The sequence below is a fragment of the Corynebacterium sp. UBA4397 genome (assembly GCF_002390965.1).
Taxonomy (GTDB): Bacteria; Actinomycetota; Actinomycetes; order Mycobacteriales; family Mycobacteriaceae; genus Corynebacterium; species Corynebacterium flavescens.
Map to the genome: position 1 here is coordinate 18,000 of NZ_DGRD01000052.1, position 26,236 is coordinate 44,235.

Consider the following 26,236-nt stretch of genomic DNA (forward strand, 5'->3'; position numbering starts at 1 on the left):
AGTTAGCGCCCCAGTTCACCGGAGGAATATACAAAGATGTACACCCTAAGCTATGCCCAGCCGCGCTAGGCGACGCCGCTCGATATAGTCCCGCGGAAAAGGCGCCAAGTCCGCTATTTTGTCCTCCAATTGCCCAGACGAACGGCTGCAATGATGACGTTCCACGAGCGCATCAGCGCCGGGCAACAACAAGCCAGGCGGGACTTCCAGGGCTAGCGCCAGCTTGTAAATGGTAGACAGCTGCGGATCCGCCATGGAATGCGGCCCGTTCTCATTTCTTTCCAGGTTGCAGATTTGCGAGCGCGAGACCCCTGAAATCTCCGCCAACGCCTGCTGAGACAGCCGCCGAGCGTGACGTGCACTGCGCAACAGCTGTGAAAAACCGTGGCCGTAGCTCGACCACATGAGCCTATGAATAGACACCTTTTGCCTCCCCCGAGTACTTGGGAAGACAGCTTAGCCTAAAGGTCGATATTGCGCGGGCCGTAGAGGCGATCTCCCGCGTCCCCCAAGCCGGGCACGATGTAGGCATCCTCATTGAGAGCTGGGTCGATGACAGCGGTAACCAAGCGTACGGGCAGGCCGGAATTAGCCAGAGCATCGACGCCGGGCTTGGCCGAGACCATGCAGATAGCCGTGATGTCTGTGGCGCCACGATCCGCGAGCAGGCGCAACGAATGCAGCAGAGAGCCGCCCGTGGCCAGCATGGGGTCAACGACAAATACGGTGCGCCCGCTGAGATCGTGCGGCAGCGCCTCGAGGTAGGGCACCGGCTGGTGCGTCTTCTCGTCGCGCGCCATACCGATGAAGCCAACCTGTGCGTCCGGAATCATCGACAAAGCCGGATCAATCATTCCCAGTCCTGCGCGAATGATGGGGACCACGATCGGTGGATCCTGCAGGCGCGTTCCCTTGGCCACCGCCACGGGGGTCTGGCAGTCGAAGTTCTCAACCGCCAAGTCGCGCGAGGCCTCATAAACGAGCATCGCTCCAAGATCGCGGAGGGCCTCGCGGAAGGCGGCGTTATCACTGCGGGCATCTCTCATCAGCGTCAGGCGGGAAGCGGCAAGGGGGTGATCTACTACGTGGATTTCCATAAACACCACTCTAAACTTTTGGGAACCTTCACGGGTAGCGGGAAGTCCAATAGCCCATGACAACCTTTGCGATAGACACGGAATACGCTCGCCGCCTCTCCCATGAACTGTTCCAGGCCTCCCAGGGATCGAATCCTCCTCCTCCGCCCTTGCCGGGTGATTCTTCTCTGGCACACTTTTCTCAGTGCCTCCACGCGGCGCTGCTTAACGTGGGCACGCGCACCGACAGGCTGCGCGGCGACCTCGACCATCTCGCACGCTTTGGCCTGCGCATGGCCCACGAGGCAGAGACCACAGAGAGTGCTCACTCTGCCGCGCTGGGAGGCAGGGGCTGATGATTGATGTAGCACTCAAGCGCATCCAAGGACTCATTCCAGCCCCTCTGCCACGCGTCGAGCTTCCCGCGTTGCCAGATATGGCCGCCGTTGAGCCCCTGGCAGACATCGCTCACGGGGATCCCTCGCGGATTCTCGAGGTCGCCCGCCTTATCGCCAGCGATGAAGAAGCCATAGATAAAGCCGTGAACGAGGCCGCTGCCCTGTGCTCGCGCGCCGGCGCGGATCTGTTGGCCATCGCAGGCGGCCTCATCGCCAAGGCGCTCCCCTTGAGTTTCGGTCTTCTCGCGCCTAACCCGGCGCTCAACCTCGCCGCGCGGGCCGGCATCGAGGCGCTCATGGCCCAGCACGTGGCTTTAGCCTTGGCGCGAATCCAGCAGCTCATGCAGGAACTCGTGAGCGTGGCTAGACCTTTGCTTAGCATTGCCAGCCGCGAGATCTATTCCACCGTCTCTGAGCCCGACTCCCCGGAGGCTTCTCATGCCCCCGCGCATGCGGTCAAAGAGCCCACGCCGCTTGGCCTAGTTCCAACACCCGATCCTCCAGCAGATCAGGGAGCGCAAGAGTCCTCTGGCCAAGGTGCCGCAGCAGTCGCAGCTGCCAAGAGCCAGATCGGCACCCCCTATGTCTGGGGAGGAACGGGCAATGGCGGCTTCGATTGCTCCGGGCTGACCCAATGGGCTTGGCGGCAGGCGGGCGTAGAGCTGCCGCGCACCGCGGACGCACAGGCGGTGGGCCGCCAGATCAGCGCCGAGGAGCTGCAGGCGGGCGACCTCGTGGTCTGGGACGGGCACGTGGCCATGTATGCAGGCAACGGCGAAATGGTAGAGGCCGGCAGCCCAGTGCAGACTAGTCCTTTGCGCACCACGAATATGGGCATGGGTTTCAAGGGCTTTTGGCGCCCTACCGGTTAAGCGCAGCCGCCGCGGGTTGGGTAAACTGGCTCTTCATGAGCGAGCGCACAATTGTTCCGGTCCGGCTATCTATGAGCGAGGGGGACTTCTATACCCTCTGGGCGCCCAAGTGGCGCCAAAACGGCTCCGAGTGGCAGGCCTTTTTGGGAGATGAAGATGCAGTCTTGGGCTTCGAGTCGGAGGCCGCACTGCTGTGTTTCCTGGACTCGGGCCAACGCCATGACTTGCTCGATCACCCCGATTGGGACACCTTTGCGGCTTCCGGCGCCAACCGCGTCACTCCCACGGCGCAGCACCTCTATGATCTGATTGGCCTGCCGGACTACCTGGCGGGACGGCCCAGCTATGACAATGTCGCCGCCGTCGGGCGCGGCTTGGAAATCGTAGAGGCGCTGGCTACCGTCACTGCGGCCGAGCACGCTGTCATTTTCTTTGCCTCGCACTCCATCCTGCGCAACGCCTCCCGCGGCGCGGATCACTATTCCGGAGACCAAGGTATGAGCGAGTGGACCGGGCTGGGCCGCGTGGTATTGAGCAACTGGAAGCAGGTCATGGAGGACCTTGACGCCCAGGTCAAGGCTGTTGAGTCCACGGATTTCTCCGCCGCTGAGCTCGAGGATGCTCAGGAGCGAATCACCGCTGCAGCTGCCGCAGCCCAGGAGCGCCGTGACAAACGCGCACAGGAGAAGGAAGAAAAGGACAAGGCCACCGATCCTTATGACAAGACCGTCTGGGCTGCCGCCGGTATTGACCCGATCAAGGTCACGGTCGATCTGAAGTCGGTCTACACTCTGCGCACCTACCTCGATGGCAAGCCCATCTTCCTAGGCAAGTGGGGCGAGATCTACACCTTCGATACGCCCAAGACTCTCGTGCGCTGGATCATGGAGAATGACGATCACGATCTGGCCCGCGTCTCCACCTGGGAGGACATCGTCGCCGCAGCCAACGCCGGGGAACTTGAGGTCAGCGTGCACCCGGAGAACCAATACACCTTCACCGGAATCGTGCGTGACATTGACAAGGGCCCAGAGTCCGTCGATGCCACACAGATGGGCCGCTGCTACGAAGTCTGCGCGGACGCCGCGGACTGGGCCGGGGATGACTCGATCAACTCCTACATGCTGGCCAACCCGCGCTTCCAGGATTACCTGGGTTACATGCTCGGTTCCACCGAACACGCAGGCTACGTGCCCTCCAAGCCCTATACGCAACACGCCGAGGCGTGGAAGGGCCTCGAGGAGATGCTGGTCAAGCGTTTCTCCAAGTTCTAAGGCGCTAGCCTTCAAGCCCCGTGCGCAGGGCCTCCGCAAAGTGTCTAAACATCTTCCGCGAGGCCCCAGCGGCGGGGCGTATTTGATCAAAGATGTGATAGGCACCCGGGATAACCTCGACGGTGGTGTCCACTCCCGCACCTCGCAGGCGCCGCGCATAGTCCACGACTTCATCGTGGAAGAGGTCGAGCTCCCCCACCACCAGCCACGTGGGCGGAAGTCCCTGAAGGTCTTCCCGCCGCCCCGGCGCGGCATAGCGCTTCAGGCCCTCACTCCGGTGGTTCTTGCCCAGATAGGAAGACCAGGCCGCGCGATTGAAGGGCGCGGTCCACATGAACTTCCCCACCGCGCCCTCCTTGTCAGGGGTGCGATTATCGAGCATGGGGTAAATGAGCGCCTGGAAACACACCGGATGCCCCTCGTCGAAGGCCCGCTGTGTCACGGCGGCGGCGAGTCCCCCGCCTGCACTGTCCCCGGCAATGGCGATGCGCTGCTTGTCGAAGCCCATTTCCTCCGCATGTTCCTGCGCCCACCGCAGGGCGGCATAACAGGCATTAAGGCCTGCGGGAAAGAGCGCTTGCGTGGACTTGGGATAGTACGGGGAGATGACCACCGCGCCCAGCGTCGCTGCCAGCTCGGAGTTCTGGGGATCGTAGAAGGCGGGACTACCAATCAAGTGACCGCCGCCGTGCATCCACAGCACCGCCGGGGCCGGTACTTGAGCTGCAGGCGGGCGAAGTATGCGCACGTGGAAGTCATGGCCTTCACACTCGCCGGCAATCTCCTTTACTTCGACGGGCTGCCGCATCGCCCGTGCCAGATTCACGGAGCGAATGAGCACGCTTAGTGGGGCCACCACGCATCCGGGGATGAACGCGGAGTCAAGGTAGAGAAACGGGGAGCGCAACTCCGGTGCGACGGCGCGCGTCAGCCGGTGGCGTTTATATCCCCACCACCCTGTTGCGACACCTGCAGCTATTCCAGCCGCGGCGAAGACCCCCCTGCGCATCACTCCTCCTCGCCCTGGGCAAGCTCCTCATAGGCGGGCAAGATGACTTCCTCGATGAGCACTTGACGCTCCTCCTGGGAGCTAAAGGAGTTCTCGATGGCCTTGATCGTCAGATCAAAGTACTCCTCCAGCCCGTAGCCAAAGGCCTGCGTCAGGGCCACAAAGGTCTCATTGATATCGCCGGCACCAGCGCTCAGAGCGCAGGTAAAGCCCAGCTGCTGCAACAGGGGAAGCGGATGATCGGGCAGCTCGGCGACCTCGCGGAGTGGATCGAAGCTCAGCGCGATGTGGCGATCCCTAATCCAGCAGGACACCGTTCCTGGGCGGATGCCGTCGAGGTCGGCACCGAAGTCGTCGATAAGCTGCGTGGCATGCGCCAGGCGGGTGGCGCCTGCCTGGACCGCGGCGGCGACCGCTTGGAAGTCCTCGCCTTCTACATCGGCGACGAAGGGAACGAAGTTAGCACGCAGGTCTGCCACCACCTGCTCATCGAGCTCACCACTGATGACGTAGCCGGCCACCGTCGATCCTTTGCGGGCGATGGCGGACTGCGGCGCGCTGGTCAGCAACAGCCGGGCATCTATCCCCTCTACACCCAGTGCGGATTCGGCGGCCTCGAGCGCCGCCTCGACGCCGAAGCCATAGGACTGCGGATCGAGGCGAATCTCGGCGTAGACCACGTTATCCTTGACTAGATTCTCAACCGTGGTGCGCAGGGCGGCGGTCAATTCCTCCGGCGTGGTCGGCATCTGCGCCGGTTCAAAAGTTACGTCAATATCAACTTTAGGCAGGCCCGCGAGAATTTCCGGAGAGTAGTCCTTATTCTCGGGGCTGATAAGAGGCGCGTCATGCATATGGACCATAGTAGGCATGGGCCTAAGATCTGTCATGCTATGAAGAAAACTGTCCTCACGACCCTTCTCGCGATCGCGTTGAGTGCGCCTGTGGCCGCCGGCCAAGAGCTTCCCGCACCCGCGAGCGAGACCTCAACCCGTACCGAGGCGCCGAATACGGATAACTGCCCGCACGCCCTCGTGCCGGAGGATCCGGTGACCACCTCCGAGCGTCTCGCCCCCAATGCCACCGCCCCCACTCCCCTGCCTGCGGTGGACAGTGCGGAGTCTTGCGGGGTGACCGTTCCCGCCGGATTCGAGGTCAGCCCGGAGGTCGTTGCCTCTGCATGGATGGTCTCCGACATCGACACCGGCGAGGTCATCGCCATGAAAGATCCCAACGGCCGTTACCGGCCGGCCTCCATCATCAAGGCGCTCTTGGCCCTCGTCGTCATCGACGAGCTTGACCTTAACCGCAAGGTGGAGGTCACCCAGGAATCCGCCGATGCGGACGGTTCCGCGGTTGGCATCGGCCCTGGTGGGAATTACACCGTAGAGCAGCTGCTCGACGGCCTCCTCTTGGCCTCCGGCAACGATGCCGCCCATGCCTTGGCCCAAGCCCTCGGCGACGACGAGGTGGCCTTGGATAAGGTCAACGCCTTGGCCCACCAGCTGGGCACGCGCTCCACGCATGCCTCGAGCTACTCAGGGCTTGACGCCGCAGGAATGTCGACGTCCGCCGAGGACATTTCCCTCATCTACCAGGCGGCTTTTTTGAACCCGACCTTCGCGCGCATCGTGGGCACCGAGCACGTTGATTTCCCCGGCTGGGGCGATATGCCTGGCTATGAGTTGTGGAATGACAACCACCTCTACCTCAACGATCCGGAAGGAATCGGCGGCAAGACCGGCTTTACTGACGACGCCCACCATACCTTCGTCGGCGCCCTCAACCGCGACGGCCGCAGGCTGCAGGCAGTGCTTCTCGACACCACTGTCGAGCACGGCTACCGCCCCTGGGAACAGGCGCAGACCCTCCTCCACGAGGCTTATAAGGTCAAGCCCGGGCAAGGCGTAGGCACGCTGCAGCGCGCCTCAGCGCCCGCAACCGTCACCGCTACGCCAACGCCTACTCCCACACCCGCGCCTACTGCCGTGGCTGCGGGAGCGGATTCCTCCGTGCGCGGCATCGAAGGCTGGGCCGGGTGGGCGGTGGCAGCACTCGTGGCCCTGCTCGTGATTATTGGAGGGGCTTTTTCACTACTTCGGCGTTAGCGATCTCGTCGTGCGTGCCGCGCATGCCCTTGGCCGGGGTGATCGTGCCGAGATACACCATGCCCGCGATGAGGCCAACGACCTGGCCAATACCAGGAACCACGTTGATGAGGCGCCACCACTGACGCTTCGCGGACTGCGCGACGCTCAGCTTCTGCTTGGTCTCAATGTCCCGGACTCGGTAGCCCATGGCCAGCTTGGCCGGGCTTCCGCCTGCTAGGACCTCAAAGCCCAAGGCATAGAGCGCCATCACTAGGCCAGTGACGACCACAAGGACATCGGAATTGAAAACCACCGCGAGCGGCGCGGTCAGCAGTGAGGCCGCCGCGGTGGCCAGGAAGAAATCCACCACGGCCATGAGAAACCGCGTTCCGCCAGTGGGACGCTGTGCGGCCGCCTCGGCGCTGCCTGCCTGAGGAACCGGCTGATTAGTGAAGTGGTTTTGCTGCAGGGGATCTCCATAAGGAGAGGAAGGAGCAGCTCCTGCCTGCGCGTAGGTCGGCGCATAAGAACCGTACATGGTGTTCTGCGGCTGCGGGTTGGCAGCCGGCCATTCGCCGTGCTGCGCCAAGAAGCTCAGCGTGGACCACGTGGGCTGCATGCCCTGATCGATTCCTTGATCATAGGTGGCGCGCTTTTCCGGGGAGGAGAGAATCTGCTGGGCGGTACGAACCTGGGCCAGCTCGTCGCTCTCCCCTAAAAACCCCAGAGAACCGAGCTGCGCTTGCTTGGCTTCCAGAAGGATGCTCAGCTCGCGGCAGGTATCACGACTGTCGAGAGAAAAGTGAGTATAAAGGTCTGCGGCAGGGGAATCGAGGCTCATGCCAGACATTCTAGAGCCATCGCCCGACAAAGCGCCGAAAGCACCCCGCCTACTTGCGCCCCCGCAGGCTGAGCAGGCCAGCTGCGAGCGCGCCAAGCGCCGCCCCCGCGCCTACGCTTAGCCCCACAGGCGGGCCCTTCTTAATCTCGTTGCGCACGCGGATGACCGCTGGCTCTGGCACGGGTGGCTTCACGAGCTCCAGGGATTCTTCTGTGGTTGCCGTCCACGCCGAGACATAAAGGACAACGCGCCACAGCAGGTACATCACCACCATCAGCACGATGACCGGGCCGAATACTGCGCCGGCGGGGTTGCCCGCAGCCGAGGACATGATAAGCGTCGAGGCCTGCTTGAGGATCTCGAGCGCCACCGCACCTATCACCGCACCGATGAGACCAGAGCGCAGCGGAACCCGCGTGCGCGGTAAGAATACAAGCATCCACCAGACAACGAGGAAGTTGGCGATGAGCCCGGCCACCAGCCCAATAAGAAAGACCACCCAGCCGCTGCCGGGGAAGGATTCAATGCCGAGGAGGTCAAAAATCCGGGTGCTCAGGCCGGAAGTCCCAGCCACCGTCACACCGAAGGCAATGGCGAGGGCGACAAGCAGCCCTACTAGGCCTAGGAAATCGGAGATCTTGGTGCGCACAAAACCGCCGCCGTCATTTGGGTCAATGCCCCACATCGCGGAGATTCCAATGCGCAGGTTGCCCATCCAGCCCAGCCCCGACCACAAGGTGGTCAGGCCGCCGACGCCGAACATGGCGCCACGCTGGGCGACGGCCGTCTCCAGGACCCGGTTGAGCGTCCCTCCCAGCTCGCCCGACACGGACTCCGCGATACGCCCCTGGAGCTGATCGAAGAGATCCGGGCGTGCAGCAAGCACCGTGGCGGCCGTGGCCACCGCAATCATCAGCAGCGGAAAGACAGCGAGCACGGAGTAATAGGTGATTCCCGCCGCGTACTGGTTGCCGCCTGCCCCGCTATAACGGTCATTCATGCGGAGGAGATGATCAACGAAGGGCGAGCGCTCGCGCACTTTTTCTACCGGCCCCGGCTTATCGGCGTGCGCGCGCTCAATCCCATACTCGTCGCTGCGGGATGCGTCGGACTGCGTTGTCGTGGCCATGCCATCACCTTTCTGTAACTTATCTCACATCTTAGCCGCATTTGGGTGGCGCGGTATGGGGAGGCGACATCGCCAAGCGCCGGAAACTGAAACTAACGGCGACGCGGGAGGAAGCCAACCTTGGAATAGACCTCATCGACCAGGGGATCCGCCACCTCGCGGGCGCGCGCGGCGCCCTTGGCCAAAATGTTCTCAATCTCGGCGGGATCCGCCATCAGCTCATCGAATCGCGCCTTGAGCGGGGTGGTGAAAGCCTCGAGCGCCTCGGCGGTGTCGACCTTGAGGTGGCCGTATCCCTTGCCCTGATACTTCTCCACCAGGGAATCGATGCTCTCCCCGCTCAACTTGGACTGAATGACCAACAAGTTGGCCACACCCGGCTGCTTCTCCCTGTCGAAGGCCACCACACCTAGGTCATCGGTGACGGCGGACTTGATGCGCTTGGCCGAGGTCTTGGGCGCGTCCAGCAGGTTGATAATGCCCTTGGGATTATCCCCCGACTTAGACATCTTGGAGGTGGGATCCTGCAAATCGTAGATCTTGGCCGAGCCCTCCGGAATGAAGGGCTCAGGCACACGGAAGGTCTCCCCGAAGCGCGAGTTGAAGCGCTCGGCCAGGTTGCGAGTGAGCTCGAGGTGCTGGCGCTGATCCTCGCCCACGGGCACGTAGTGCGGCGAGTACAGCAGAATATCCGCCGCCATGAGCATGGGGTAGGTAAACAGCCCCACCGTGGTGCGATCCGAGCCCTGCTTGGCCGACTTATCCTTGAACTGCGTCATCCGCGAGGCCTCACCGAAACCGGTCAAGCACTGCAGGACCCACGTCAACTCCGTGTGAGCAGGCACGTGCGACTGCACGAAGAGCGTGGACTTATCCGGGTCAATACCCAAGGCGATAAGCTGCGCCACGCCCGCAATGGTGCGCCGACGCAACTCCTCCGGATCCTGCGCCACGGTGATGGCATGCAGATCCGGGATGAAGTAGAAAGCATCATAGCTATCTTGCAGGTCTATCCACTGCTTCAAGGCCCCGAGGAAGTTACCCAGGTGATAGGAGTCCGCGGTGGGCTGGATGCCGGAAAGTACGCGAGAGAAAGAAGAAGTGTGCTCGGTCATGATTGTCCTCATTGAGATGTTCCCCGCTGCCCGGGGAGGGGTGGTGTAGACATACGGATAAAGGGAGCAGGAAAGACTTCCCCACTCCCCCCTCTATTCAGGCGCCGCGCTCTAGTTTAGAGCTTGCGGGACGTTGGATTACGAACGTCCAAGAATACGGCGAAAGCGCTCACGATGAAGGCTCCGCCGATACCCTGCAAAATGATCGGTGCCAAGAAGGCGAATGATGGGCCAATAACGGTCCACCACCAAATACCCAGGGCGAGCAAAACAGCGCCGAGGACCAAGTAAATGAGCGCGCGGGTCATGAGCTTCTCCAGTGCAGATTAGAATTAAAGACGGATTTACTCTACCACTATAGGTCTTAGCTGTATTCGACTACGAGCGGAGAATGGTCTGACCAACGTTGCTCCACCGTGGGCGCCCTGTCTACCCAGGCGCGCTGAGCCCGGTCAAGCATGGCACGGGTGGCTGCCTGGTAGTCAATGCGCCAACCCGCGTCATTGTTAAAAGCCTGTCCGCGGTAGGTCCACCACGTATAGGGCCCCTTTGCCTCAGGCTGCAAACGTCGAGCCACATCGAACCACTGCGGATTACGCGCCGCCTCCCACGTGGTGCGCGCCGAATAGTTCACCACCCCGAGGTAATTGCCGAGGCCCTTCTTCTCCTGCGGGGCGGCATCAGGAAAAGACCCGAAGACATGATCCATGAAGGCCCGCTCCTCCGGCAGGTGCCCGGCCTTCTTCTCATTGGGCTTATTGTTCTTCAGGTCCTGGGCGCGGTGGCAGATATTCCAGTCCCCGCCGATGACCATCTCCGGGTAGGCCTCCGCGGCCCTGTCCAAGACCCCGGCGAACTGATCAAGGAAAGTGTACTTCTCATCCAGTTTGGGACTCCCGACGTCCCCCGAAGGCAGGTAGAGCGAGGCCACCCGAATCCCCGCGGTGGTGGCCGCCAGCCAGCGCCCGGAATCAGTGAAGTCCCCGAAACCAGTCTCCACATCCTCCAAGGGGGTGCGCGAGAGGATAGCCACTCCCGCGCGCCCCTTGGCCGCAGCTTCTGCTTGGACGAGGTTCCAGCCCCGGTCCAGGGAGGGCGCCAGCGCTTTTTCGGTCTCCTTTGGGTTAGCGCGGACCTCCTGGAGCAAAACGACGTCCGCGGCAGTGTTCTCCAGCCAGGCGTTCATGCCCGGGTTATCTTCGTTGCGCTGCTTGCAGGCGGCACGAATGCCGTTGACGTTGACGGTGGCGATGCAAAAAGTCATGCGCTCAAGCATAACCACCGCGCCAGACACGCGGCCTATGCCCGGCGGGCCAGGCGCTTCTTATCCCACTGCGTAACGCCCCAGACCAGGCAGGCGGCGGCGGCGAGGCCGGCACCCGCCACCGCTGGGGCGGAGTATCCCAAGCCTGCGCCGACCACGATGCCACCAATCGCGGCGCCGGAGGCGTTCGCGATGTTGAGGGCGGATTGATTGAGTGCGGAGGCTAGTGTCTGCGCGTCCCCGGCTACTTGCACGAGCCGCAGCTGCAGGGAGGGCACCAACGTGGAGCCGAAGAAGGCAACGATGCCGAAGAAGATAGAACCCAGGATGGCGCTGGAAGAGAAGAAGTAAAAACACACCAGCGCTACTACAAGCATTCCCAACGCGAAGATAATTCCAAACTCGAGGTTGCGGTCAGCGAGCCAGCCACCGAAGGTATTGCCCACAGTCATGCCGATGCCGTAGACCATCAGCACCGCCCAGATGAGATTCGAGCTCAGGCCGGCAACCTCCGTCATGGTCCAAGAAATGTAGGTATAGACGGAGAACATGCCGCCGAAGCCGACGACGCCCATGATGACGGTCAGCCACACCTGCGAGTTCTTAAAGGCCTTGAACTCGGTGGAGATATCCGTGGAAGGCATTTCCGTCATGTGCGGCATGAGGAAGAACAGCAGCGTGGCGGTCGTGGCGCCTAAGAGAACCACCAGCACGTAGGCCGCATGCCAGCCCAAGGCCGAGCCGAGCGCCTGAGCGGCCGGAACGCCGATGACCGTGGCCACCGCAAGCCCCATGCCGACGAAGGCCATGGCGCGTCCGCGCTGGCCCGGGGGCGACATCGAGGCCGCCGAGAGGTTAGCAACGGAGAAGTAAGCACCATGTGGGAGACCAGCGATGAACCGCGCCGCCATGAGGACTGCGTAATTGGGCGCCAAGACCGAGAGCAGGTTGCCCACGACGAGAAAGGCAATGAGCAACAAGATGAGGCGGCGGCGGGGAAGCTTTCCCGTGAAAGCCGCGATAAGCGGTGCTCCCACCACCACGCCGAGCGCGTAGATGGCGATAAGGGTCGAGGCGTGGTCCTCGGAGATTCCGAAGTCGGCGGCAATGAGCGGGAGAAGGCCCATCGAGACGAACTCGGTCGTGCCGATGGCGAAGGCGCCCAGCGCCATGGCCAGCATGACGATGGTGCGCCGCCCCGGCGTGATTTCGGTCTGGCGAGGCAGCTGTTTCCTGCGCACGTGGATCCTCTTGCTGGCGTGGGCCTCCTGTGCAGATTGCGGGGTCTGCTCATCGATGATTTTCACGAGCAGCCACCTTACAGTCCAGCGCCTTGTTAAGCACGGCCACGCTGGCAGTTAGTGAAAATCCTGGCCGGCCCGGGGGATCGGTGATCTTCCTCGCAAAAGAGGTTCTTGCGCACAGCGTCAGGTTTGGTAACATGATTTGAGTTTGCGATAGGCTAACCTAAATCCCTTTACAGGAGGACCATAATGCATCTCTCCCGCGCGGTGACCGCCGCCCTACTGGCCGGCTCCCTCGGCCTCAGTCTCGCCGCGTGTTCCGCGGATGACAGCGGCGAAGGCCAAACCACGTCCTCTGCCGCCTCCAATGGTACCGGGGACAACGGGAACGCTGAGAGCACCGAGCAGTTCCCCGTCACCATTCCCAACGCCTTCGGCGAAACCACCATCGAGAAGGCTCCCGAGCGCGTAGCCTCCGTGGGCTGGGCCAACCACGAGGTTCCCCTCGCCCTGGGCGTTGTTCCCGTAGGCATGTCCAAGACCACCTGGGGAGATGATGACGACAACGGAGTCCTGCCCTGGACCGAGGACAAGCTCAAGGAGCTGGGTGCACAGACTCCCGTCCTCTTCGACGAGACTGACGGCATCCCTTACGAGCAGGTCGCAGACACCAAGCCGGATGTCATCCTGGCCTCCTACTCAGGCATCACGAAGGAGGACTACGACACCCTGTCCAAGATCGCACCCGTCGTGGCCTACCCCGAACTGCCCTGGGAGACCTCCTTGGAGGATATGATCAAGCTCAACTCGCGGGCCATCGGCAAGCAGGCGGAGGGCGAGCAGCTCATCGCAGATCTCAACGATCAAACCGAGCAGGCACTGCAGAAGTACCCCAACCTGGAGGGCAAGAAGGTCCTGTTCACCGCCTTCGGCGGCGGCACGGATAACTCCAAGATCGGCTTCTACACCACCGGCGATCCCCGCATGGGCTTCCTCGCTGACCACGGTACGGGAGTTCCGAAGATCGTCGAGGAAAGCTCGCGTACCTCCGATCAGTTCTGGGTCGAAGTCTCTGCCGAAAAGCCCGAGGACTTCCAGGACGTCGATCTCATCGTGGCCTATTCCTCCGGCAACGCAGCCGACGATCAAAAGATGATCGAGGAGCTGCAGAAAGATCCGCTGAAGTCGAAGATCCCCGCCGTCGAAAAGGGCAACGTTGCTTTCCTCGATGATGGCCCCCTCGGTGCCTCGGCCAACCAGTCCCCGCTGTCTATCCCGTGGGGCATCGACCGTTACTTCGCAGCGCTCAATGAGGGCCTGAAGGCTTAAAGCCTCGTTGTGAATATTAAAAAGACTGCCATTGTGTGCGGGCTTGTGGCCGCCATCGCCTGTGCGATGGTGGCTTCGGTCATGTGTGGCGTCCGCACAATATCTGTATCCGATGCCGTCTCCGCACTGGGGGGCTCCACCGCCAGCGCCGGCGAGGCCGCCGCCTACCTGCGGGTACCGCGCACGGTCCTGGCCATATTCGTGGGCGCCGCTCTAGCTCTGGCTGGCACCACGTTCCAGGCAATGACGCGCAACCCTTTGGCGGATCCCGGAATCTTCGGGGTGCTCTCTGGCGCCTCGCTGGCCGTGGTCGTGGGCATCGCCTTCTTCGGGCTCTCGCGTCCGGTTCCGACCATGATCGCAGCTATCGTCGGTTCCTTCGCAGCCGCCGTATTTGTCTACTTCGTCGGCTCGCTCGGTCGCGGCGGCGCCACGCCGCTCAAGTTAGCCCTCGCCGGCGCAGCCACCGCAGCCGCGTGCTCTAGCCTGGTCAGCGCCGTCCTTTTGCCGCGCGCCGATGTCATGGATGAGTTTCGCTTCTGGCAGATAGGCTCGGTCGGCGGCGCGCAGTGGGATCTCATCGGCATGGCCGCGCCCTTGCTGGTGCTGGGAACCCTCATCGTCCTGGCGTGCTCGACTGGGCTCAATGCCCTCGCGCTTGGCGACGACGTCGCCACCGGACTCGGCATCAACGTCCTGCGCACCCGTGTGCTCTCCGCAGTGGGCGCAGTCATCTTGTGCGGAACGGCCACGGCCCTAGCTGGGCCCATCGCCTTCGTCGGCCTCATCGTTCCCCACGTCATGCGCCTGTTGCTGGGCACTGATCATCGCTGGCTGTTGCCTGCCACCGCTCTCGCCGGGGCCCTGCTGTTGGTCAGCGCGGATACTCTCGGCCGCGTGGTCGCCCGCCCCTCCGAGGTGGCGGTCGGCATTCTCACCCCGCTTATTGGCGCACCTTTATTCATCTGGATCGTGCGCCGGACCAAGGTGCGTGAACTGTGATGACAACTATCAAGCAAGCCCAGCGCGCCCGCGCCCGCTCCTATGCCTGGCGTCTGTGCGCACTCATCCTGCTTGTGGTGGCGCTGTGGCTGGCCAACCTCATGTTCGGCGAGACCTTCTACGGGCCAGGCAAGGTCCTGCGCGTCATCGCCGGCGAGACCGTGCCTGGCGCCTCCTTTACGGTCGGAGATCTGCGTCTGCCGCGGGCGACCGCCGCCGTCGCGGCGGGGGTGGCCTTCGGCATGGCGGGCGTGACCTTTCAGACGATGCTGCGCAATCAGCTGGCCTCGCCGGACATCATCGGCATCTCCTCTGGTGCCTCGGCCGCCGGCATCACGGCCATCATCTTCTTCAACGTCTCCCAGACCACCGTTTCCCTGTTCTCCTTGGCCGCCTCGCTGATCATCGCGGCTCTCATCTACCTGCTGTCGCTCAAGTCCGGGTTCACCGGCACGCGCCTTATCCTCATCGGCATCGGCATAGCGGCCATCTTGCAGGCATGGACCAACTTCGTGCTCTCCAAGGCTGCGTCCTGGGACCTGCCCACAGCCACGCGCTGGATTACGGGTTCCCTCAACACGATGTCGTGGGAGCGTACCCTCCCGCTGCTTGCCACCGTGGCCGTCATAGCCCCGCTGATGATTCTCGCCGGCAACCAGCTTTCTGTGCTGCGCCTGGGCGACGACCTGGCAACCGGCTTTGGACTGCGCGTGAACCTCGTTCGCATTGCCACCATCGTGGGAGCCGTCCTCCTCATCGCCGTGGCCACGGCGGCGACGGGGCCCATCGCCTTCGTCGCTTTCATGTCAGGGCCGATTGCCGCCCGGCTCTTCAGGCCCGGGCCCGCGCTGCTCGCCCCGGCTGCGGCCGTGGGCGCCATCCTCGTGTTGGCGGGTGACCTCGCTGGCCAGTACTTCTTCGGCACCCGCTACCCCGTCGGCGTGATAACCGGCGTGCTCGGCGCACCCTTCCTTATCTATTTGCTCACCCGCACCAACCGTTAAGGAGCAACCATGCAAAGACAACTAGCCGCCCGCGGCATTTCCCTGGGATACGCCGATTCCGACATCATCACCGACTTGAGCGTCGACATCGCCCCCGGCAAGGTCACCTCCATCGTGGGACCCAACGGCTGCGGCAAGTCCACGCTTTTGCGCTCCCTCTCGCGCCTGCTCAAGCCGCGCGGCGGAGAGATCCTCTTGGACGGCAAGGCTATCGCGGAGATCCGCACCAAGGAGCTAGCCAAGTCTCTGGGCCTTCTGCCGCAATCACCGATAGCTCCCGACGGCATCGTCGTGGCCGACCTCGTCGGGCGGGGGCGCACCCCGCACCAAGGCATGCTGGGGAGGTGGAGCACCGAGGACTACGAAATAGTGGAGGAATCGATGCGCACAACTGGCACCTTCGAGCTGGCCGAGCGCTCCATCGACGAGCTCTCCGGCGGCCAGCGCCAGCGGGTATGGATCGCCATGGCGCTCGCGCAACGCACAGATATTTTGCTTCTCGACGAGCCCACCACCTACCTCGACATCAAGCACCAACTCGAAGTCCTCGATCTCCTCACCGACCTCAACGCACAACATGGGACGACCATCGCCATGGTCCTCCACGATCTCAACCTGGCCGCGCGCTATTCCGACGAGCTCATCGCCGTAGCGGACGGCAAAATCTACGCCCAAGGCAGCCCGCGCGAGGTCATCACCTCCGAGACGGTGCGCCACGTATTCGGCGTGGATTCCCTCATCATCGACGATCCCGTCTCCGGCTTGCCCGCAGTCATGCCCATCGGCCACCACCACGTTCTCTAAGGAGCACTTATGCCTTATCATCCCTTCCGCGCCACCGTCGTCTCCACGCAGCGCCTGTCCCCCAACTTCCAGCGCGTGCGCTTGAGCGGCCTTAAGTACATGGGCCCGCGAGGCCACATTCACGATCTGCGCATCAAGCTGATTTTCCCCGGTCCTTCCGGGCTCGTGGAGTTCCCCACCGACACGCAGGAGAATTGGTTCGAGGTCTGGCAAAGCCTCGATCCCGCCACCCGCGGGGCAATGCGGACCTATTCGGTGCGCGAGCTCGACCGCGACACCGGCATCCTCACCGTCGACTTTATCCTCCACACCGCCCCCGGTCAAGCCGGCCCCGCCTGCACCTGGGCCTCGAGTGCCACCCCCGGCGATGACATCTACGTGGTCGCGCCCAGCGCCGACGATGAATCCGGCCCCGGCATCGAGTTCCAACCCGCCGACGCAAACGAGGTTCACCTCTTTGGCGACGAGACTGCCCTGCCCGCGCTCGCCCGCATCGTCGATGAGTGGCCTAAAACCCTCACCGGCACAATTCACATCGAGGTTCCCACCGCGGCTGATCGCCAGGAGGTCAACGCGCCGCCCGGAGTGAGTATCGAGTGGCTGCCGCGCGAGGATGCGCAGCTCGGGGCCTTGCTTATCGAAGTCCTCTCCCGCCACCGCGGCCTGCCCTCCCCAGCGCCAGAAACGGAGGACGCGCCCGATCCTGACATCCTCTGGGAAACCCCAGCCTTCTCCTCCTCAGGCGAGGAGATTGATCCCCGCACGAGCGGCGGCGCGTACTGGTGGATTGCGGGGGAAAGCGGCGTCGTCAAGCATATGCGCCGGATGCTGGTACGTGGCGCAGGAATCCCCCGCTCCCAGGTCTCTTTCATGGGCTATTGGAAGCGCGGGGCGGCCGAGGGCTAAATATCCCACGCGCCGATCACTAAGTAGGTATCCTTATCAACTGAACATTTCTTGAGAACCGCTAGGAGAATTATGTCGAAGATTATCTGGACCCGTACCGATGAGGCGCCGCTGCTCGCGACGTACTCTTTTAAGCCCATCGTCGAAGCCTTCGCCTCAACCGCCGACATCGACGTCGAAACCAGCGATATCTCGCTGGCGGCCCGCATCATCTCCCAGTTCCCGGAGCGCCTGCGCGAGGACCAGAAGATCGATGACGCCCTTTCCCAACTCGGTGCCTTGGCCAAGACCCCGGAAGCAAACATCATCAAGCTTCCTAACATCTCGGCCTCTCTGGTCCAGCTCAAGAAGGCCATCGCCGAGCTGCAAGCTGATGGCTACGATCTGCCGGAGTACCCGGACAGCCCCGCCACGCCCGAGGAAGAAGAAATCGCCGCGCGCTATGACGCCATCAAGGGCTCCGCGGTCAACCCCGTCCTGCGCGAGGGCAACTCCGATCGCCGCGCACCCCAGGCAGTGAAGAACTTCGTGAAGAAGCACCCGCACCGCATGGGTGCTTGGTCCGCCGATTCCAAGACCAACGTCACCACCATGGATCACGGCGACTTCCGCCACAACGAAAAGTCCGTGGTGATGCCCGAGGCCGACACGCTGACCATCAAGCTCACCGCCGCTGACGGCACCGAGACCATCCTCCTCGACGGCCTCGACGTGCTCAAGGGCGAGGTCATCGACGGCACCTTCATGTCCGCGCGAGCCCTCGACGAGTTCCTGGCGCAGCAGGTCAAGCGCGCCAAGGAGGAGGGCGTGCTCTTCTCCGCACACCTGAAGGCCACCATGATGAAGGTCTCCGACCCGATCATGTTCGGCCATGTCGTGCGCGCCTACTTCGCTGATGTCTTTGCCAAGTACGGCGATGAGTTGCTGGCCGCCGGCCTTAACGGCGAGAACGGCCTCGGCGCCATCTACGCCGGCCTCGACGCGCTGGACAATGGCGCTGAAATCAAGGCAGCTTTCGAAGCGGCTCTGGCCGCAGGCCCTGACCTGGCCATGGTCAACTCCTCCAAGGGCATCACGAACCTCCACGTCCCCTCCGACGTCATCATCGACGCCTCCATGCCCGCCATGATCCGCACCTCCGGGCACATGTGGAACAAGAACGACGAAGAGCAGGACACCCTTGCCGTCATTCCGGATTCCTCCTACGCAGGCGTGTACCAGGCTGTCATCGAGGATTGCAAGGCACACGGCCAGTTTGACCCCACCACGATGGGCACCGTGCCCAACGTCGGTCTCATGGCGCAGAAGGCCGAGGAGTACGGCTCCCACAACAAGACCTTCAAGATTCCGGCCGCCGGCACCGTCACCGTTGTCAACAAGGCCGGCGAGGCACTTATCTCCCACGAGGTCGAGGCTGGCGATATCTGGCGCGCCTGCCAGACCAAGGATGCCCCCATCCAGGACTGGGTCAAGCTGGCCGTGACGCGCTCGCGCATTTCCGGCATGCCCGCCATCTTCTGGCTCGACCCCACCCGCGGACACGATGCGCAGCTCATCACCCTCGTGAAAAAGTACCTGGGTGACCACGACACCGCGGGTCTTGACATCACCATCGCCTCGCCTATCGAGGCCACCAAGACCTCCGTCGAGCGTATCCGCCGCGGCGAGGACACCATCTCCGTGACCGGCAACGTGCTGCGTGACTACAACACCGACCTTTTCCCCATCCTCGAGCTGGGCACCTCGGCAAAGATGCTTTCCGTGGTTCCGCTCATGGCCGGGGGCGGCCTCTTCGAGACCGGAGCCGGCGGCTCCGCCCCGAAGCACGTGCAGCAGGTGGAAGAGGAGAACCACTTGCGCTGGGACTCGCTCGGTGAGTTCCTCGCGCTTGCGGAGTCCTTCCGCCACGAGCTGCACGCTCACGGCAACCAGAAGGCAGGCGTGCTGGCTGCGGCCCTCGATAAGGCCACCGAGAAGCTGCTCAACGAGGGCAAGTCTCCTTCGCGCAAGGTCGGCGAGATCGACAACCGCGGCTCGCACTTCTTCCTGGCCACCTACTGGGCCGAGGAGCTCGCTCAGCAGACCGAGGATGCCGCCCTTTCAGCGACCTTCCAGCGCCTCGCGCAGGAGCTGAGCTCCGCTGCCGAGGAGATCGCCCAAGGCCTTCTCGACGTACAGGGTTCCCCCGCCGATCTCGGCGGTTACTACTGGGTCGATGACGCCAAGACCACCCAGGTCATGCGTCCGGTGGCGAAGTTCAACGCCATCATCGACGGCCTGAAGTAGCCTCTCTTCGCGCTTACCGCGCTTGTCCGCCTTTTTGGCGGGCAGGCGCGGTTTCGTTGTTTTCTACCACTCTTATAGCCGCCGGTTTCCCCTAAATCCGCTGCTTAACACTACTTTCTAGACCCCGCGGGGGTGTGACACCACCATAACTATTGCTTGAAAGAAATAACCCAGCCGGTTTATCTATTTGGCAGTAGGTACTTATTTCTCTTTGGCGTCCACCACACCTTCAAAAGACGGGAGATGCGAATGGAAGCAGCAGACGTCGCGTGGGTGCTCAGCGCATTCGCACTTGTCTCTCTGATATTCCCGGGCCTGGCCCTCCTCTACGGCGGAATGCTCGGACAAAAGCAAGTTCTTAATATGTTCATGATGGTCATGGCTCGTCGTCGGCGATTCACTTGGCGGACTAGGTATCATTGGCAACCCCCTGGAGTACCTCGGATTTGCCAACCTCATGGAAGATGACGGCGCCCGCTCCACCTTGTGGGCAGCCTTCTACATCTTCTTCGCCGCAATCTCTCTAGCCCTGACCTCCTCGGGCGCTGCCGGCCGCATGAAAATCAGTGCCTTTCTGATTTTCGGATTCTTCTGGCTCACGTTCGTCTACGCGCCGCTGGCGCACTGGGTATTTGCCATCTCTGACCTCGAGACCGGCTACGTCGGCGGCTGGATGCGCGATGTCCTCGGATTCCACGACTTCACCGGCGGCACCGCCGTGCACATGAATGCCGGCGCAACGGGACTGGCACTTGCTGTCATACTCGGTCGACGCAGCTCGACCTCGATGACTCGCCCGCACAGCCTGCCGCTTGTCCTCATCGGCCTGGGCATCATCATCGCCGGCTGGTTCGGATTCAATGGCGGCACGCAGGTGGCGCAAACCTCCTCGCTACCTATGTCGTCATGACCAGCGTCATCGCCGCCTCTATGGGCGCCTTCGCCTTCATGGTCTACGAGTGGATTACCAGCAAGAAGCCCACGCTGCTGGGATTTTGTACCGGTGTGCTCGGCGGACTCGTCGCCATTACGCCTTCCGCAGACGCGGTCTCTCCCCTAGGGGCGATGGCCATGGGCATCTTCGGCGCTATCGTCGCCGCGTGGGGAATCTCCCTCAAGCGTCGTCACGCCCTCGATGATTCACTCGACGTCTTCGCGGTTCACGGCATGGCCGGCATCGCCGGAGCAATATACGAAATGTTCCTTGGCAACCCCGCCGCCCCAGCCGGGTTCGCGGGAGTCTTCCGCGGCGGCGAACTGTCGCTGCTGTGGCGCGAGCCGGCTGCCATCATCGTCACCCTGGTATTCGCTTTCGGAGTCTCGTGGCTCATCCTCAAGATGATGAGCCAGTTCATGGAGCTGCGCATCAGCGACGAAGACGAATTCGCGGGCATCGACCTGGCAGAGCATCACGAAAGCGCCTACGACACCCGCACCGCAAACGCCTAACCCATTTTCTACAAGGAGTATTTTCCAATGTCTCAGACCCCCGAGCAGGCCTCGACTCGCATAGAGTTTCTCTACCTTTCCGAGCCGGACATGATCGAGGCCGGGGTAACCGATATCGCCCGCTGCATCGACGTCATGGATGAAACCCTCGTGCTCCTCGCCGACGAGGACTACCGCATGGCCGGTCAGAACGCGAACTCGCACGGCGCAATGATGAGCTTCCCCGCGCAGCCACGCTTCGACTCCATGCCTACCGACGGCCCCGACCGCCGCTTCATGGCCATGCCCGCCTACTTGGGCGGCCGCTTCCGCAATACCGGAGTCAAGTGGTACGGCTTCAACGCCGAAAACCGCAAGAAGGGGCTCCCCCCTCCATCCACACATCCACGCTGAATGACACCGACACCGGCGTTCCGCTGGCAATCATGTCCGGCAACCTGCTTTCAGCCTATCGCACCGACGCCGTGCCCGGAGTGGGAGTCAAGCACTGTGCCAAGGAAGACGCCACCAGCCTGGGCGTCATCGGCCCCAGAGTCATGCGCCGCCCCCTCGTCGAGGCAGTCATTGCTCTGAGGCCGGGGATCAAGCCCATCAAGGTCAAGGGGCGCAGTCAGGGCAGCACCGACTCATTTATCGAATGGGTAACCCAGACCTATCCCCTCCGTCGCCGAGGTCTATCGCCTGGAAACCGACGCCGAGGCCACCCGGGACAGCGACATCGTCATCGCAGCCACGACAACCGACGCCGCCGGCTCCTCCGCCTTTCCTTACTTCAAGAAAGAAGACATCAAGCCCGGCGCGCTCCTGCTCCTGCCCGCTGCCGCGCGCTTCGACGACGACTTCTTAGGCGAAGACAACACCCGTCTCGTGCTTGACTACCACGGACTCTACGATGCCTGGGCCGAGGAATACGGCGACGAGGCCTATCAGATCCTCGGTATTCCCGGCTGCCACTGGAACGGACTCGTGGAGAAAGGCCAGCTAGACGCCTCCAACTTCGACCAGATTGGTGACATCTCCGCCGGGCGCACCCCGGCGCGCCGCAACGAGGATGAGAGCATCCTCTCCTCGGTAGGCGGCATGCCCGTCGAGGACGTCGCCTGGGCAACCGAGGTCTACGACAACGCCCACGCCAAGGGCCTCGGCCAGAACCTTCTTCTCTGGGACGAACCGGCCATCAAATAACACCACTATCATCATTAAGAAAGAAGAAATCTCACTCATGAGCAGCAAAAAAGTCGTCGTCATCGGGCTGGGCACCATGGGCTCCATGTCATTATGGCAGCTCTCCCAGCACGCCGACGTCGAAGCCGTCGGCATCGAACAATTCGGCCTCGTTCACGGATACGGCGCCTTCACCGGTGAATCGCGCCTGTTCCGAGCGGCTTACCAAGAAGGAACCAAGTACGTTCCCATTCTCAAAGAAGCGCGCAACTTGTGGCAAGAGCTCGCCGCCGCCTCTGGCCGTCAGCTCTTCCTCAACTTCGGAGTCATCTCCATTGGCGAGGAGTCCAATGCGCCTTTCCAGATGATGCTGCAGTCCATCAAGGATTGGGGGCTGCCTCACGAGCACCTCAGCGCCGCGGATCTTCGCGAGCGCTTCCCTGCCATGGATTTCAAGGATACGGAAGAAGGCGTCGTCGACAAGCTGGGCGGGGCGCTGCGCCCCGAGCTGGCGGTCCTTTCCGCCTTGGAACAAGCTCGTGCTAACGGTGCAACCATCTACGAACACGAGGAAGTCCTCGCCTTCGAAGACACGGGCAGCGGCGTCACGGTGACCACCTCCCAGCGCACCATCAATGCTGACTCCGTCATCGTTTCCGCCGGCGCATGGACCGAGTTAGTGCTGCCGCAGCTCACGCCGCTGCTGGAGGTACGAAAGCTGGCTCTCACCTGGTTCCTGCCCAAGGACCTCCAGCTCTTCCAGCCTGACCGGCTCCCCTACTTCATCTGGGACAAGGATGATTTCCACGTCTTCGGCGCACCCTGCGTCGACGGGTATTCCGTCAAGATTTCCGGACTCGACCTGTGGGGCGGACCCGACACCGAACGCGTCGAGGACGCAGACTTGCGCCTTGAAAGAGACGCAGTCTCTGCCTTTGGACGCCAAGTCGCCGGGCTATTCCCCGGCGTCGATGCGGAGCCTAACCGCTACTCGGTGCACTTCGATACCTACACCGCGGATAAGACACCCATCATCGACCGCGTGGGCAACGTCGTTGTTACGGCTGGCTTCTCTGGCCACGGGTTCAAGCTCTCTCCTGCGGTGCGCAAGCTCGCTACCGCGTTGGCGCTGGGTGAGGACACCGCACTTCATCATCCCGACTTCCGAATCGAGGCACACGGGCCGGTGCTGGCAGCGGTATAACCCCCTTTTCAGTCAATTTACAGAAATGGGTTCGGATTCGGCGGTCGTGGCTCCTATACTTAGCTTGTTTTTGACGACTCTCCAGCTAGTAAGAAACAAGGAACCTCGATGCATGATTTTTCCGCGGCGCTCGCGCACCCCGACCAACGCAAGCGCCGCATCGCCGAATCCCTCTCCCAACAGGCCGAGACGGTGCTCGCTACCGCTCGCAGCATCCATGCGGAGCCGGAAACTTCCTTCCAGGAATTTAACAGCGCCAAGAAGCTAGCTGCAGTGCTTGCCGAAGCCGGATTCCGCGTCGAAGCTCCCTTCGCCGGACTTGATACCGCCTTCCGCGCCACCGCAGGTAGCGGTTCTCTCGTCGTCACACTGTGCCTGGAGTATGACTCCTTGGAGGGCATCGGTCACGCCTGCGGGCACAACATCATCGCGGGCGCCTCCCTCGGTGCCGGCCTGGCCTTGCGAGGGCTGGTAGATGAACTCGATATCACGCTGCACCTCATCGGCACCCCGGCCGAGGAGCATGGTGCAGGCAAACAGATCATGCTCGACAACGGAGCCTTTGTCGGCACCCATCTAGCGATGATGACGCACCCCGGCCCCGACGTCGGGACCTATGATGTCTTAGGCTCCACCTCCCAAGCCGTCGGGCGCTTTCAGACCACTTTCCACGGGCGCGCCGCGCACGCGGCCGGCTTCCCGCATCGCGGGCTCAATGCCTCAGATGCGGCGATCATCGCTCAGGTTGCGGCGGGGATGCTGCGCCAGCAGGTCGAGGATGGGCATCGCTTTGCCCTTATCACCCGCGAGGCAGGGGTCGAAACAAACATCATCCCCGAGCGCGCCGTAGTGGACTGGGAATGCCGGGCTGTAACCCTCGAAGGGTGGACCACTTTGCGCGAACGCATCGTCGCTTGTCTTGAGGCCGGGGCCCATGCGGCGCAGTGCACGATGGACACCGTCGAGCTAGAGCCTTTGTATGAGCCACTGCTGCAGAACACGACGCTGGGCACCGCCTGGAACGAGGCCATGTCTGTGCTGGGCCGCCCGCTCAACGGATCGCTCGGTGTTAATGCCGCGTCGACTGATATGGGCAACGTCTCGCAGCGCTTCCCCTCCCTGCATCCTTTTGTCGGAGTGAGCGGAGCGCACGAGAGCCTCCACTCTGCCGCCTTTACCCAAGCCGCCGACACCGACGCCGCTTATGACCTCATGTTCGATTCCGCCCTCGCCATGGCGTGGATAGCCGAGGATGTCGCCTCCAACCCCCATCGCCGCCAGCAGATTCTTGCCGACGCCGCCCTTCTCCAAGAACGGAACCTCTAATGTCCATCACTCACCGCCCGCACACAGGGACAGCCGCCGCGCCGATCGATAGGGCCGGAAAGCACCAGATTCTGCCTTTGGTTGTCCTGTCGGTGCTTATTGCGGTTGTGGCCTCGATCATCGGCAAGGTCACTATTCCGGTTGGTCCCGCGACGATCAGCATCTTCCCCATGGTCTGGGGCCTCATCTTGGGCGCACTAATCTCGATGCAGAAGGTCAAGCCCGTCCCCGTATTTGTCCAGCGCACCGCCAATGCCCTGCTGGGCCTTTTCGTCCTCTTCCTCGTCGCCAGGCTCAGTTTCAACATCGGGCCGGAGCTGCGCACCATTTTGCAAGCAGGCCCAGCGCTTTTGCTCCAAGAGGTAGGCCACTTTCTCGGGACCATCGTGCTGGCGTTGCCGCTGGCCGTGGCTTTGAAGATGGGGCCGGCGACCATTGGCGCCACTTTCTCCCTCGACCGCGAGCCTGCGTTCGCGATGGTCAACGAGAAGTACGGCCCAGATTCCGATCAGTATCGCGGCGTTTTGGCCATGTACGTCTTTGGCACACTCTTCGGCGCAGTCATCATTTCCTTCCTGACCTCTTTGGTGGCCAGCCTCGACATCTTCGACCCAGGCGCCTTGGCGATGGGCGTGGGCGTGGGCTCTGGGTCAATGATGGCGGCGGGAATCGCCTCCATCGTCGACATCTACCCGGACGCTGCAGCCACCGTGTCCGGTCTAGCCGCGGTATCCAACCTCATCACCACCGTCGGCGGCGTGTACGTGGGCGTGTTCATCGCCCTCCCGCTCGCCGACAAGTTCTACCACTTCCTTACGCGCGGCAAGCAGGCAGACGCCGTCGTCAGTGCGGAAGAAGGCGAAGCCAACCGGGCCCTGCGCGAGAAGATCAGCGCCAATATGCGTCCGGTTTCGGTTCCGCTGTGGACCTCTTTCGCCATCATCAACGCGCTGGGGCTTTTTACGGCCACCATCGAAACCGGCGGATGGGACATCAAGTACCTCTGGGGATACCTCACGATGGACGCGCTAGTGGCGCTGAGCATGCTCCTGCACAAGGCGTTTAAACCTATTTCCACCATCATCTGGGTCACGACTCTGGGCACAGCCATCTCCTCGCCATGGTCGCCCCTGACCGGCGTCATGCACGACTGGGTCGGCAGCGTTGACTACCTCTCCCTGTGTACGGTAGTCCTCGTCATGGCAGGGCTGTCTATCGGCAAAGACGCTCCCCTCTTGCGCCAAATCGGGTGGAAGATCATCCCGGTCGGCGTGACGGCCATCGTGGCCTCGTTCCTCTTTTCTGTCGTTATCGCCGAGTTCTCGCTCGGCATGTGGACTCTCTAGCCGGACACTTTATCGCCCGGCGGGGGCTGCCAGATTATCTTTCCGCCTTCGCGGGCAAGGCGCCCGCGCCGCGGTGGCGCATTCGGATCATCCTCATTAACCCC

The 26,236-nt window shown here is 62.5% G+C and carries 24 protein-coding genes and 2 pseudogenes; 16 read left to right on the forward strand and 10 right to left on the reverse strand.

Annotation, left to right across the window (positions count from 1 at the left end; all coding sequences use genetic code 11):
* Positions 1-45: 45 nt before the first annotated feature.
* Both B2696_RS10690 and upp read right to left on the reverse strand, forming a co-directional pair.
* Entirely contained in the window at positions 46-423 is a 378-nt protein-coding gene (locus tag B2696_RS10690; protein WP_075729233.1) for a helix-turn-helix domain-containing protein, read from the reverse strand.
* Positions 424-461: 38 nt separating this feature from the next.
* Positions 462-1,097 (reverse strand): uracil phosphoribosyltransferase, encoded by a 636-nt coding sequence (upp, locus tag B2696_RS10695; RefSeq protein ID WP_075729232.1) that lies wholly within the window; start codon positions 1,095-1,097, stop codon positions 462-464.
* A 56-nt stretch (positions 1,098-1,153) separates the two neighbouring features.
* On the opposite strand from upp, the gene B2696_RS10700 reads away from it, so the two are divergent.
* From B2696_RS10700 to B2696_RS10710, 3 genes are read left to right on the forward strand one after another with little or no spacing between them, the layout of a single operon-like run.
* On the forward strand, positions 1,154-1,432 hold the full coding sequence (locus tag B2696_RS10700; protein ID WP_075729231.1) for a hypothetical protein: 279 nt from the start codon (positions 1,154-1,156) through the stop codon (positions 1,430-1,432).
* The gene (locus B2696_RS10705; RefSeq protein WP_286955336.1) at positions 1,432-2,346 is read left to right on the forward strand and encodes a C40 family peptidase; all 915 of its coding nucleotides are present in this window, start codon (positions 1,432-1,434) and stop codon (positions 2,344-2,346) included. The genes B2696_RS10700 and B2696_RS10705 overlap by 1 nt, the downstream gene beginning before the upstream one ends.
* A gap of 35 nt (positions 2,347-2,381) precedes the next feature.
* Positions 2,382-3,620, forward strand: a complete 1,239-nt coding sequence (locus B2696_RS10710; RefSeq protein ID WP_286955338.1) for a hypothetical protein — start codon at positions 2,382-2,384, stop codon at positions 3,618-3,620.
* Positions 3,621-3,624: 4 nt separating this feature from the next.
* Here the strand turns inward: B2696_RS10710 and B2696_RS10715 are convergent, their stop codons facing one another.
* Complete coding sequence (locus tag B2696_RS10715) at positions 3,625-4,629, reverse strand: alpha/beta hydrolase (protein WP_276623533.1); 1,005 nt, start codon at positions 4,627-4,629, stop codon at positions 3,625-3,627.
* Positions 4,629-5,483: an adenosine deaminase gene (locus tag B2696_RS10720; RefSeq protein WP_276623532.1), complete on the reverse strand. Its 855-nt coding sequence runs from the start codon at positions 5,481-5,483 to the stop codon at positions 4,629-4,631. Before B2696_RS10720 ends, B2696_RS10715 begins: the two co-directional genes overlap by 1 nt.
* A 39-nt stretch (positions 5,484-5,522) precedes the next feature.
* Here B2696_RS10720 and B2696_RS10725 point away from each other — a divergent pair, with 39 nt between their 5' ends.
* Entirely contained in the window at positions 5,523-6,737 is a 1,215-nt protein-coding gene (locus B2696_RS10725) for a D-alanyl-D-alanine carboxypeptidase family protein (protein ID WP_286955339.1), read from the forward strand.
* On the opposite strand, the gene B2696_RS10730 is transcribed toward B2696_RS10725, so the two are convergent.
* From B2696_RS10730 to B2696_RS10755, 6 genes are all read right to left on the reverse strand, one after another.
* On the reverse strand, positions 6,703-7,560 hold the full coding sequence (locus tag B2696_RS10730; RefSeq protein WP_286955341.1) for an RDD family protein: 858 nt from the start codon (positions 7,558-7,560) through the stop codon (positions 6,703-6,705). The two genes, B2696_RS10725 and B2696_RS10730, sit on opposite strands and share 35 nt — an antisense overlap.
* Positions 7,561-7,609: 49 nt before the next feature.
* On the reverse strand, positions 7,610-8,689 hold the full coding sequence (locus B2696_RS10735; RefSeq protein WP_286955343.1) for a YhjD/YihY/BrkB family envelope integrity protein: 1,080 nt from the start codon (positions 8,687-8,689) through the stop codon (positions 7,610-7,612).
* Between the two features lie 92 nt (positions 8,690-8,781).
* Positions 8,782-9,804, reverse strand: a complete 1,023-nt coding sequence (trpS, locus tag B2696_RS10740) for a tryptophan--tRNA ligase (protein ID WP_286955345.1) — start codon at positions 9,802-9,804, stop codon at positions 8,782-8,784.
* A gap of 116 nt (positions 9,805-9,920) precedes the next feature.
* Positions 9,921-10,112 (reverse strand): hypothetical protein, encoded by a 192-nt coding sequence (locus tag B2696_RS10745; protein WP_075729223.1) that lies wholly within the window; start codon positions 10,110-10,112, stop codon positions 9,921-9,923.
* A gap of 56 nt (positions 10,113-10,168) precedes the next feature.
* Complete coding sequence (locus B2696_RS10750; protein ID WP_075730996.1) at positions 10,169-11,068, reverse strand: exodeoxyribonuclease III; 900 nt, start codon at positions 11,066-11,068, stop codon at positions 10,169-10,171.
* Between the two features lie 35 nt (positions 11,069-11,103).
* Positions 11,104-12,375: an MFS transporter gene (locus B2696_RS10755; RefSeq protein WP_376778877.1), complete on the reverse strand. Its 1,272-nt coding sequence runs from the start codon at positions 12,373-12,375 to the stop codon at positions 11,104-11,106.
* Positions 12,376-12,561: 186 nt separating this feature from the next.
* Between B2696_RS10755 and B2696_RS10760 the strand changes: the two genes are divergently transcribed.
* The 12 genes and pseudogenes from B2696_RS10760 to B2696_RS10810 all read left to right on the forward strand — a co-directional run bounded on the left by B2696_RS10760 (position 12,562) and on the right by B2696_RS10810 (position 26,132).
* The gene (locus tag B2696_RS10760; protein ID WP_286955349.1) at positions 12,562-13,641 is read left to right on the forward strand and encodes an iron-siderophore ABC transporter substrate-binding protein; all 1,080 of its coding nucleotides are present in this window, start codon (positions 12,562-12,564) and stop codon (positions 13,639-13,641) included.
* Between the two features lie 66 nt (positions 13,642-13,707).
* Complete coding sequence (locus B2696_RS10765; RefSeq protein WP_286955366.1) at positions 13,708-14,643, forward strand: FecCD family ABC transporter permease; 936 nt, start codon at positions 13,708-13,710, stop codon at positions 14,641-14,643.
* Positions 14,643-15,647, forward strand: a complete 1,005-nt coding sequence (locus B2696_RS10770) for a FecCD family ABC transporter permease (protein ID WP_286955351.1) — start codon at positions 14,643-14,645, stop codon at positions 15,645-15,647. Before B2696_RS10765 ends, B2696_RS10770 begins: the two co-directional genes overlap by 1 nt.
* A gap of 9 nt (positions 15,648-15,656) precedes the next feature.
* The gene (locus tag B2696_RS10775; RefSeq protein WP_286955352.1) at positions 15,657-16,451 is read left to right on the forward strand and encodes an ABC transporter ATP-binding protein; all 795 of its coding nucleotides are present in this window, start codon (positions 15,657-15,659) and stop codon (positions 16,449-16,451) included.
* Between the two features lie 9 nt (positions 16,452-16,460).
* Entirely contained in the window at positions 16,461-17,357 is an 897-nt protein-coding gene (locus B2696_RS10780; protein ID WP_286955354.1) for a siderophore-interacting protein, read from the forward strand.
* A 72-nt stretch (positions 17,358-17,429) separates the two neighbouring features.
* Positions 17,430-19,643, forward strand: coding sequence for an NADP-dependent isocitrate dehydrogenase (locus B2696_RS10785; RefSeq protein WP_286955356.1), 2,214 nt, complete (start codon positions 17,430-17,432; stop codon positions 19,641-19,643).
* A 249-nt stretch (positions 19,644-19,892) separates the two neighbouring features.
* A pseudogene (locus B2696_RS10790) lies at positions 19,893-21,092 on the forward strand (ammonium transporter).
* 135 nt (positions 21,093-21,227) lie between these two features.
* A pseudogene (locus B2696_RS11610) lies at positions 21,228-21,682 on the forward strand (ornithine cyclodeaminase); the annotation flags it as partial.
* A gap of 91 nt (positions 21,683-21,773) precedes the next feature.
* Positions 21,774-22,277: a hypothetical protein gene (locus tag B2696_RS11615; protein ID WP_376778878.1), complete on the forward strand. Its 504-nt coding sequence runs from the start codon at positions 21,774-21,776 to the stop codon at positions 22,275-22,277.
* Positions 22,278-22,314: 37 nt separating this feature from the next.
* A complete protein-coding gene (gene solA / locus B2696_RS10800; RefSeq protein ID WP_286955358.1) occupies positions 22,315-23,460 on the forward strand; it encodes an N-methyl-L-tryptophan oxidase in 1,146 nt (381 codons plus the stop codon).
* Between the two features lie 108 nt (positions 23,461-23,568).
* Positions 23,569-24,786 (forward strand): M20 family metallopeptidase, encoded by a 1,218-nt coding sequence (locus tag B2696_RS10805; protein WP_286955360.1) that lies wholly within the window; start codon positions 23,569-23,571, stop codon positions 24,784-24,786.
* Complete coding sequence (locus B2696_RS10810; RefSeq protein WP_286955362.1) at positions 24,786-26,132, forward strand: DUF3100 domain-containing protein; 1,347 nt, start codon at positions 24,786-24,788, stop codon at positions 26,130-26,132. The genes B2696_RS10805 and B2696_RS10810 overlap by 1 nt, the downstream gene beginning before the upstream one ends.
* Positions 26,133-26,236 lie beyond the last annotated feature (104 nt).

What these genes read in the sequence shown, in the direction of transcription:
- upp (WP_075729232.1), bottom strand. Translation starts at nt 1,097, where the DNA reads ATGGAAATCCACGTAGTAGATCACCCCCTTGCCGCTTCCCGCCTGACG.
- B2696_RS10700 (WP_075729231.1), top strand. Translation starts at nt 1,154, where the DNA reads ATGACAACCTTTGCGATAGACACGGAATACGCTCGCCGCCTCTCCCAT.
- B2696_RS10705 (WP_286955336.1), top strand. Translation starts at nt 1,432, where the DNA reads ATGATTGATGTAGCACTCAAGCGCATCCAAGGACTCATTCCAGCCCCT.
- B2696_RS10710 (WP_286955338.1), top strand. Translation starts at nt 2,382, where the DNA reads ATGAGCGAGCGCACAATTGTTCCGGTCCGGCTATCTATGAGCGAGGGG.
- B2696_RS10715 (WP_276623533.1), bottom strand. Translation starts at nt 4,629, where the DNA reads ATGCGCAGGGGGGTCTTCGCCGCGGCTGGAATAGCTGCAGGTGTCGCA.
- B2696_RS10720 (WP_276623532.1), bottom strand. Translation starts at nt 5,483, where the DNA reads ATGCATGACGCGCCTCTTATCAGCCCCGAGAATAAGGACTACTCTCCG.
- B2696_RS10725 (WP_286955339.1), top strand. Translation starts at nt 5,523, where the DNA reads ATGAAGAAAACTGTCCTCACGACCCTTCTCGCGATCGCGTTGAGTGCG.
- B2696_RS10730 (WP_286955341.1), bottom strand. Translation starts at nt 7,560, where the DNA reads ATGAGCCTCGATTCCCCTGCCGCAGACCTTTATACTCACTTTTCTCTC.
- B2696_RS10735 (WP_286955343.1), bottom strand. Translation starts at nt 8,689, where the DNA reads ATGGCCACGACAACGCAGTCCGACGCATCCCGCAGCGACGAGTATGGG.
- trpS (WP_286955345.1), bottom strand. Translation starts at nt 9,804, where the DNA reads ATGACCGAGCACACTTCTTCTTTCTCTCGCGTACTTTCCGGCATCCAG.
- B2696_RS10745 (WP_075729223.1), bottom strand. Translation starts at nt 10,112, where the DNA reads ATGACCCGCGCGCTCATTTACTTGGTCCTCGGCGCTGTTTTGCTCGCC.
- B2696_RS10750 (WP_075730996.1), bottom strand. Translation starts at nt 11,068, where the DNA reads ATGACTTTTTGCATCGCCACCGTCAACGTCAACGGCATTCGTGCCGCC.
- B2696_RS10760 (WP_286955349.1), top strand. Translation starts at nt 12,562, where the DNA reads ATGCATCTCTCCCGCGCGGTGACCGCCGCCCTACTGGCCGGCTCCCTC.
- B2696_RS10765 (WP_286955366.1), top strand. Translation starts at nt 13,708, where the DNA reads ATGGTGGCTTCGGTCATGTGTGGCGTCCGCACAATATCTGTATCCGAT.
- B2696_RS10770 (WP_286955351.1), top strand. Translation starts at nt 14,643, where the DNA reads ATGACAACTATCAAGCAAGCCCAGCGCGCCCGCGCCCGCTCCTATGCC.
- B2696_RS10775 (WP_286955352.1), top strand. Translation starts at nt 15,657, where the DNA reads ATGCAAAGACAACTAGCCGCCCGCGGCATTTCCCTGGGATACGCCGAT.
- B2696_RS10780 (WP_286955354.1), top strand. Translation starts at nt 16,461, where the DNA reads ATGCCTTATCATCCCTTCCGCGCCACCGTCGTCTCCACGCAGCGCCTG.
- B2696_RS10785 (WP_286955356.1), top strand. Translation starts at nt 17,430, where the DNA reads ATGTCGAAGATTATCTGGACCCGTACCGATGAGGCGCCGCTGCTCGCG.
- solA (WP_286955358.1), top strand. Translation starts at nt 22,315, where the DNA reads ATGAGCAGCAAAAAAGTCGTCGTCATCGGGCTGGGCACCATGGGCTCC.
- B2696_RS10805 (WP_286955360.1), top strand. Translation starts at nt 23,569, where the DNA reads ATGCATGATTTTTCCGCGGCGCTCGCGCACCCCGACCAACGCAAGCGC.
- B2696_RS10810 (WP_286955362.1), top strand. Translation starts at nt 24,786, where the DNA reads ATGTCCATCACTCACCGCCCGCACACAGGGACAGCCGCCGCGCCGATC.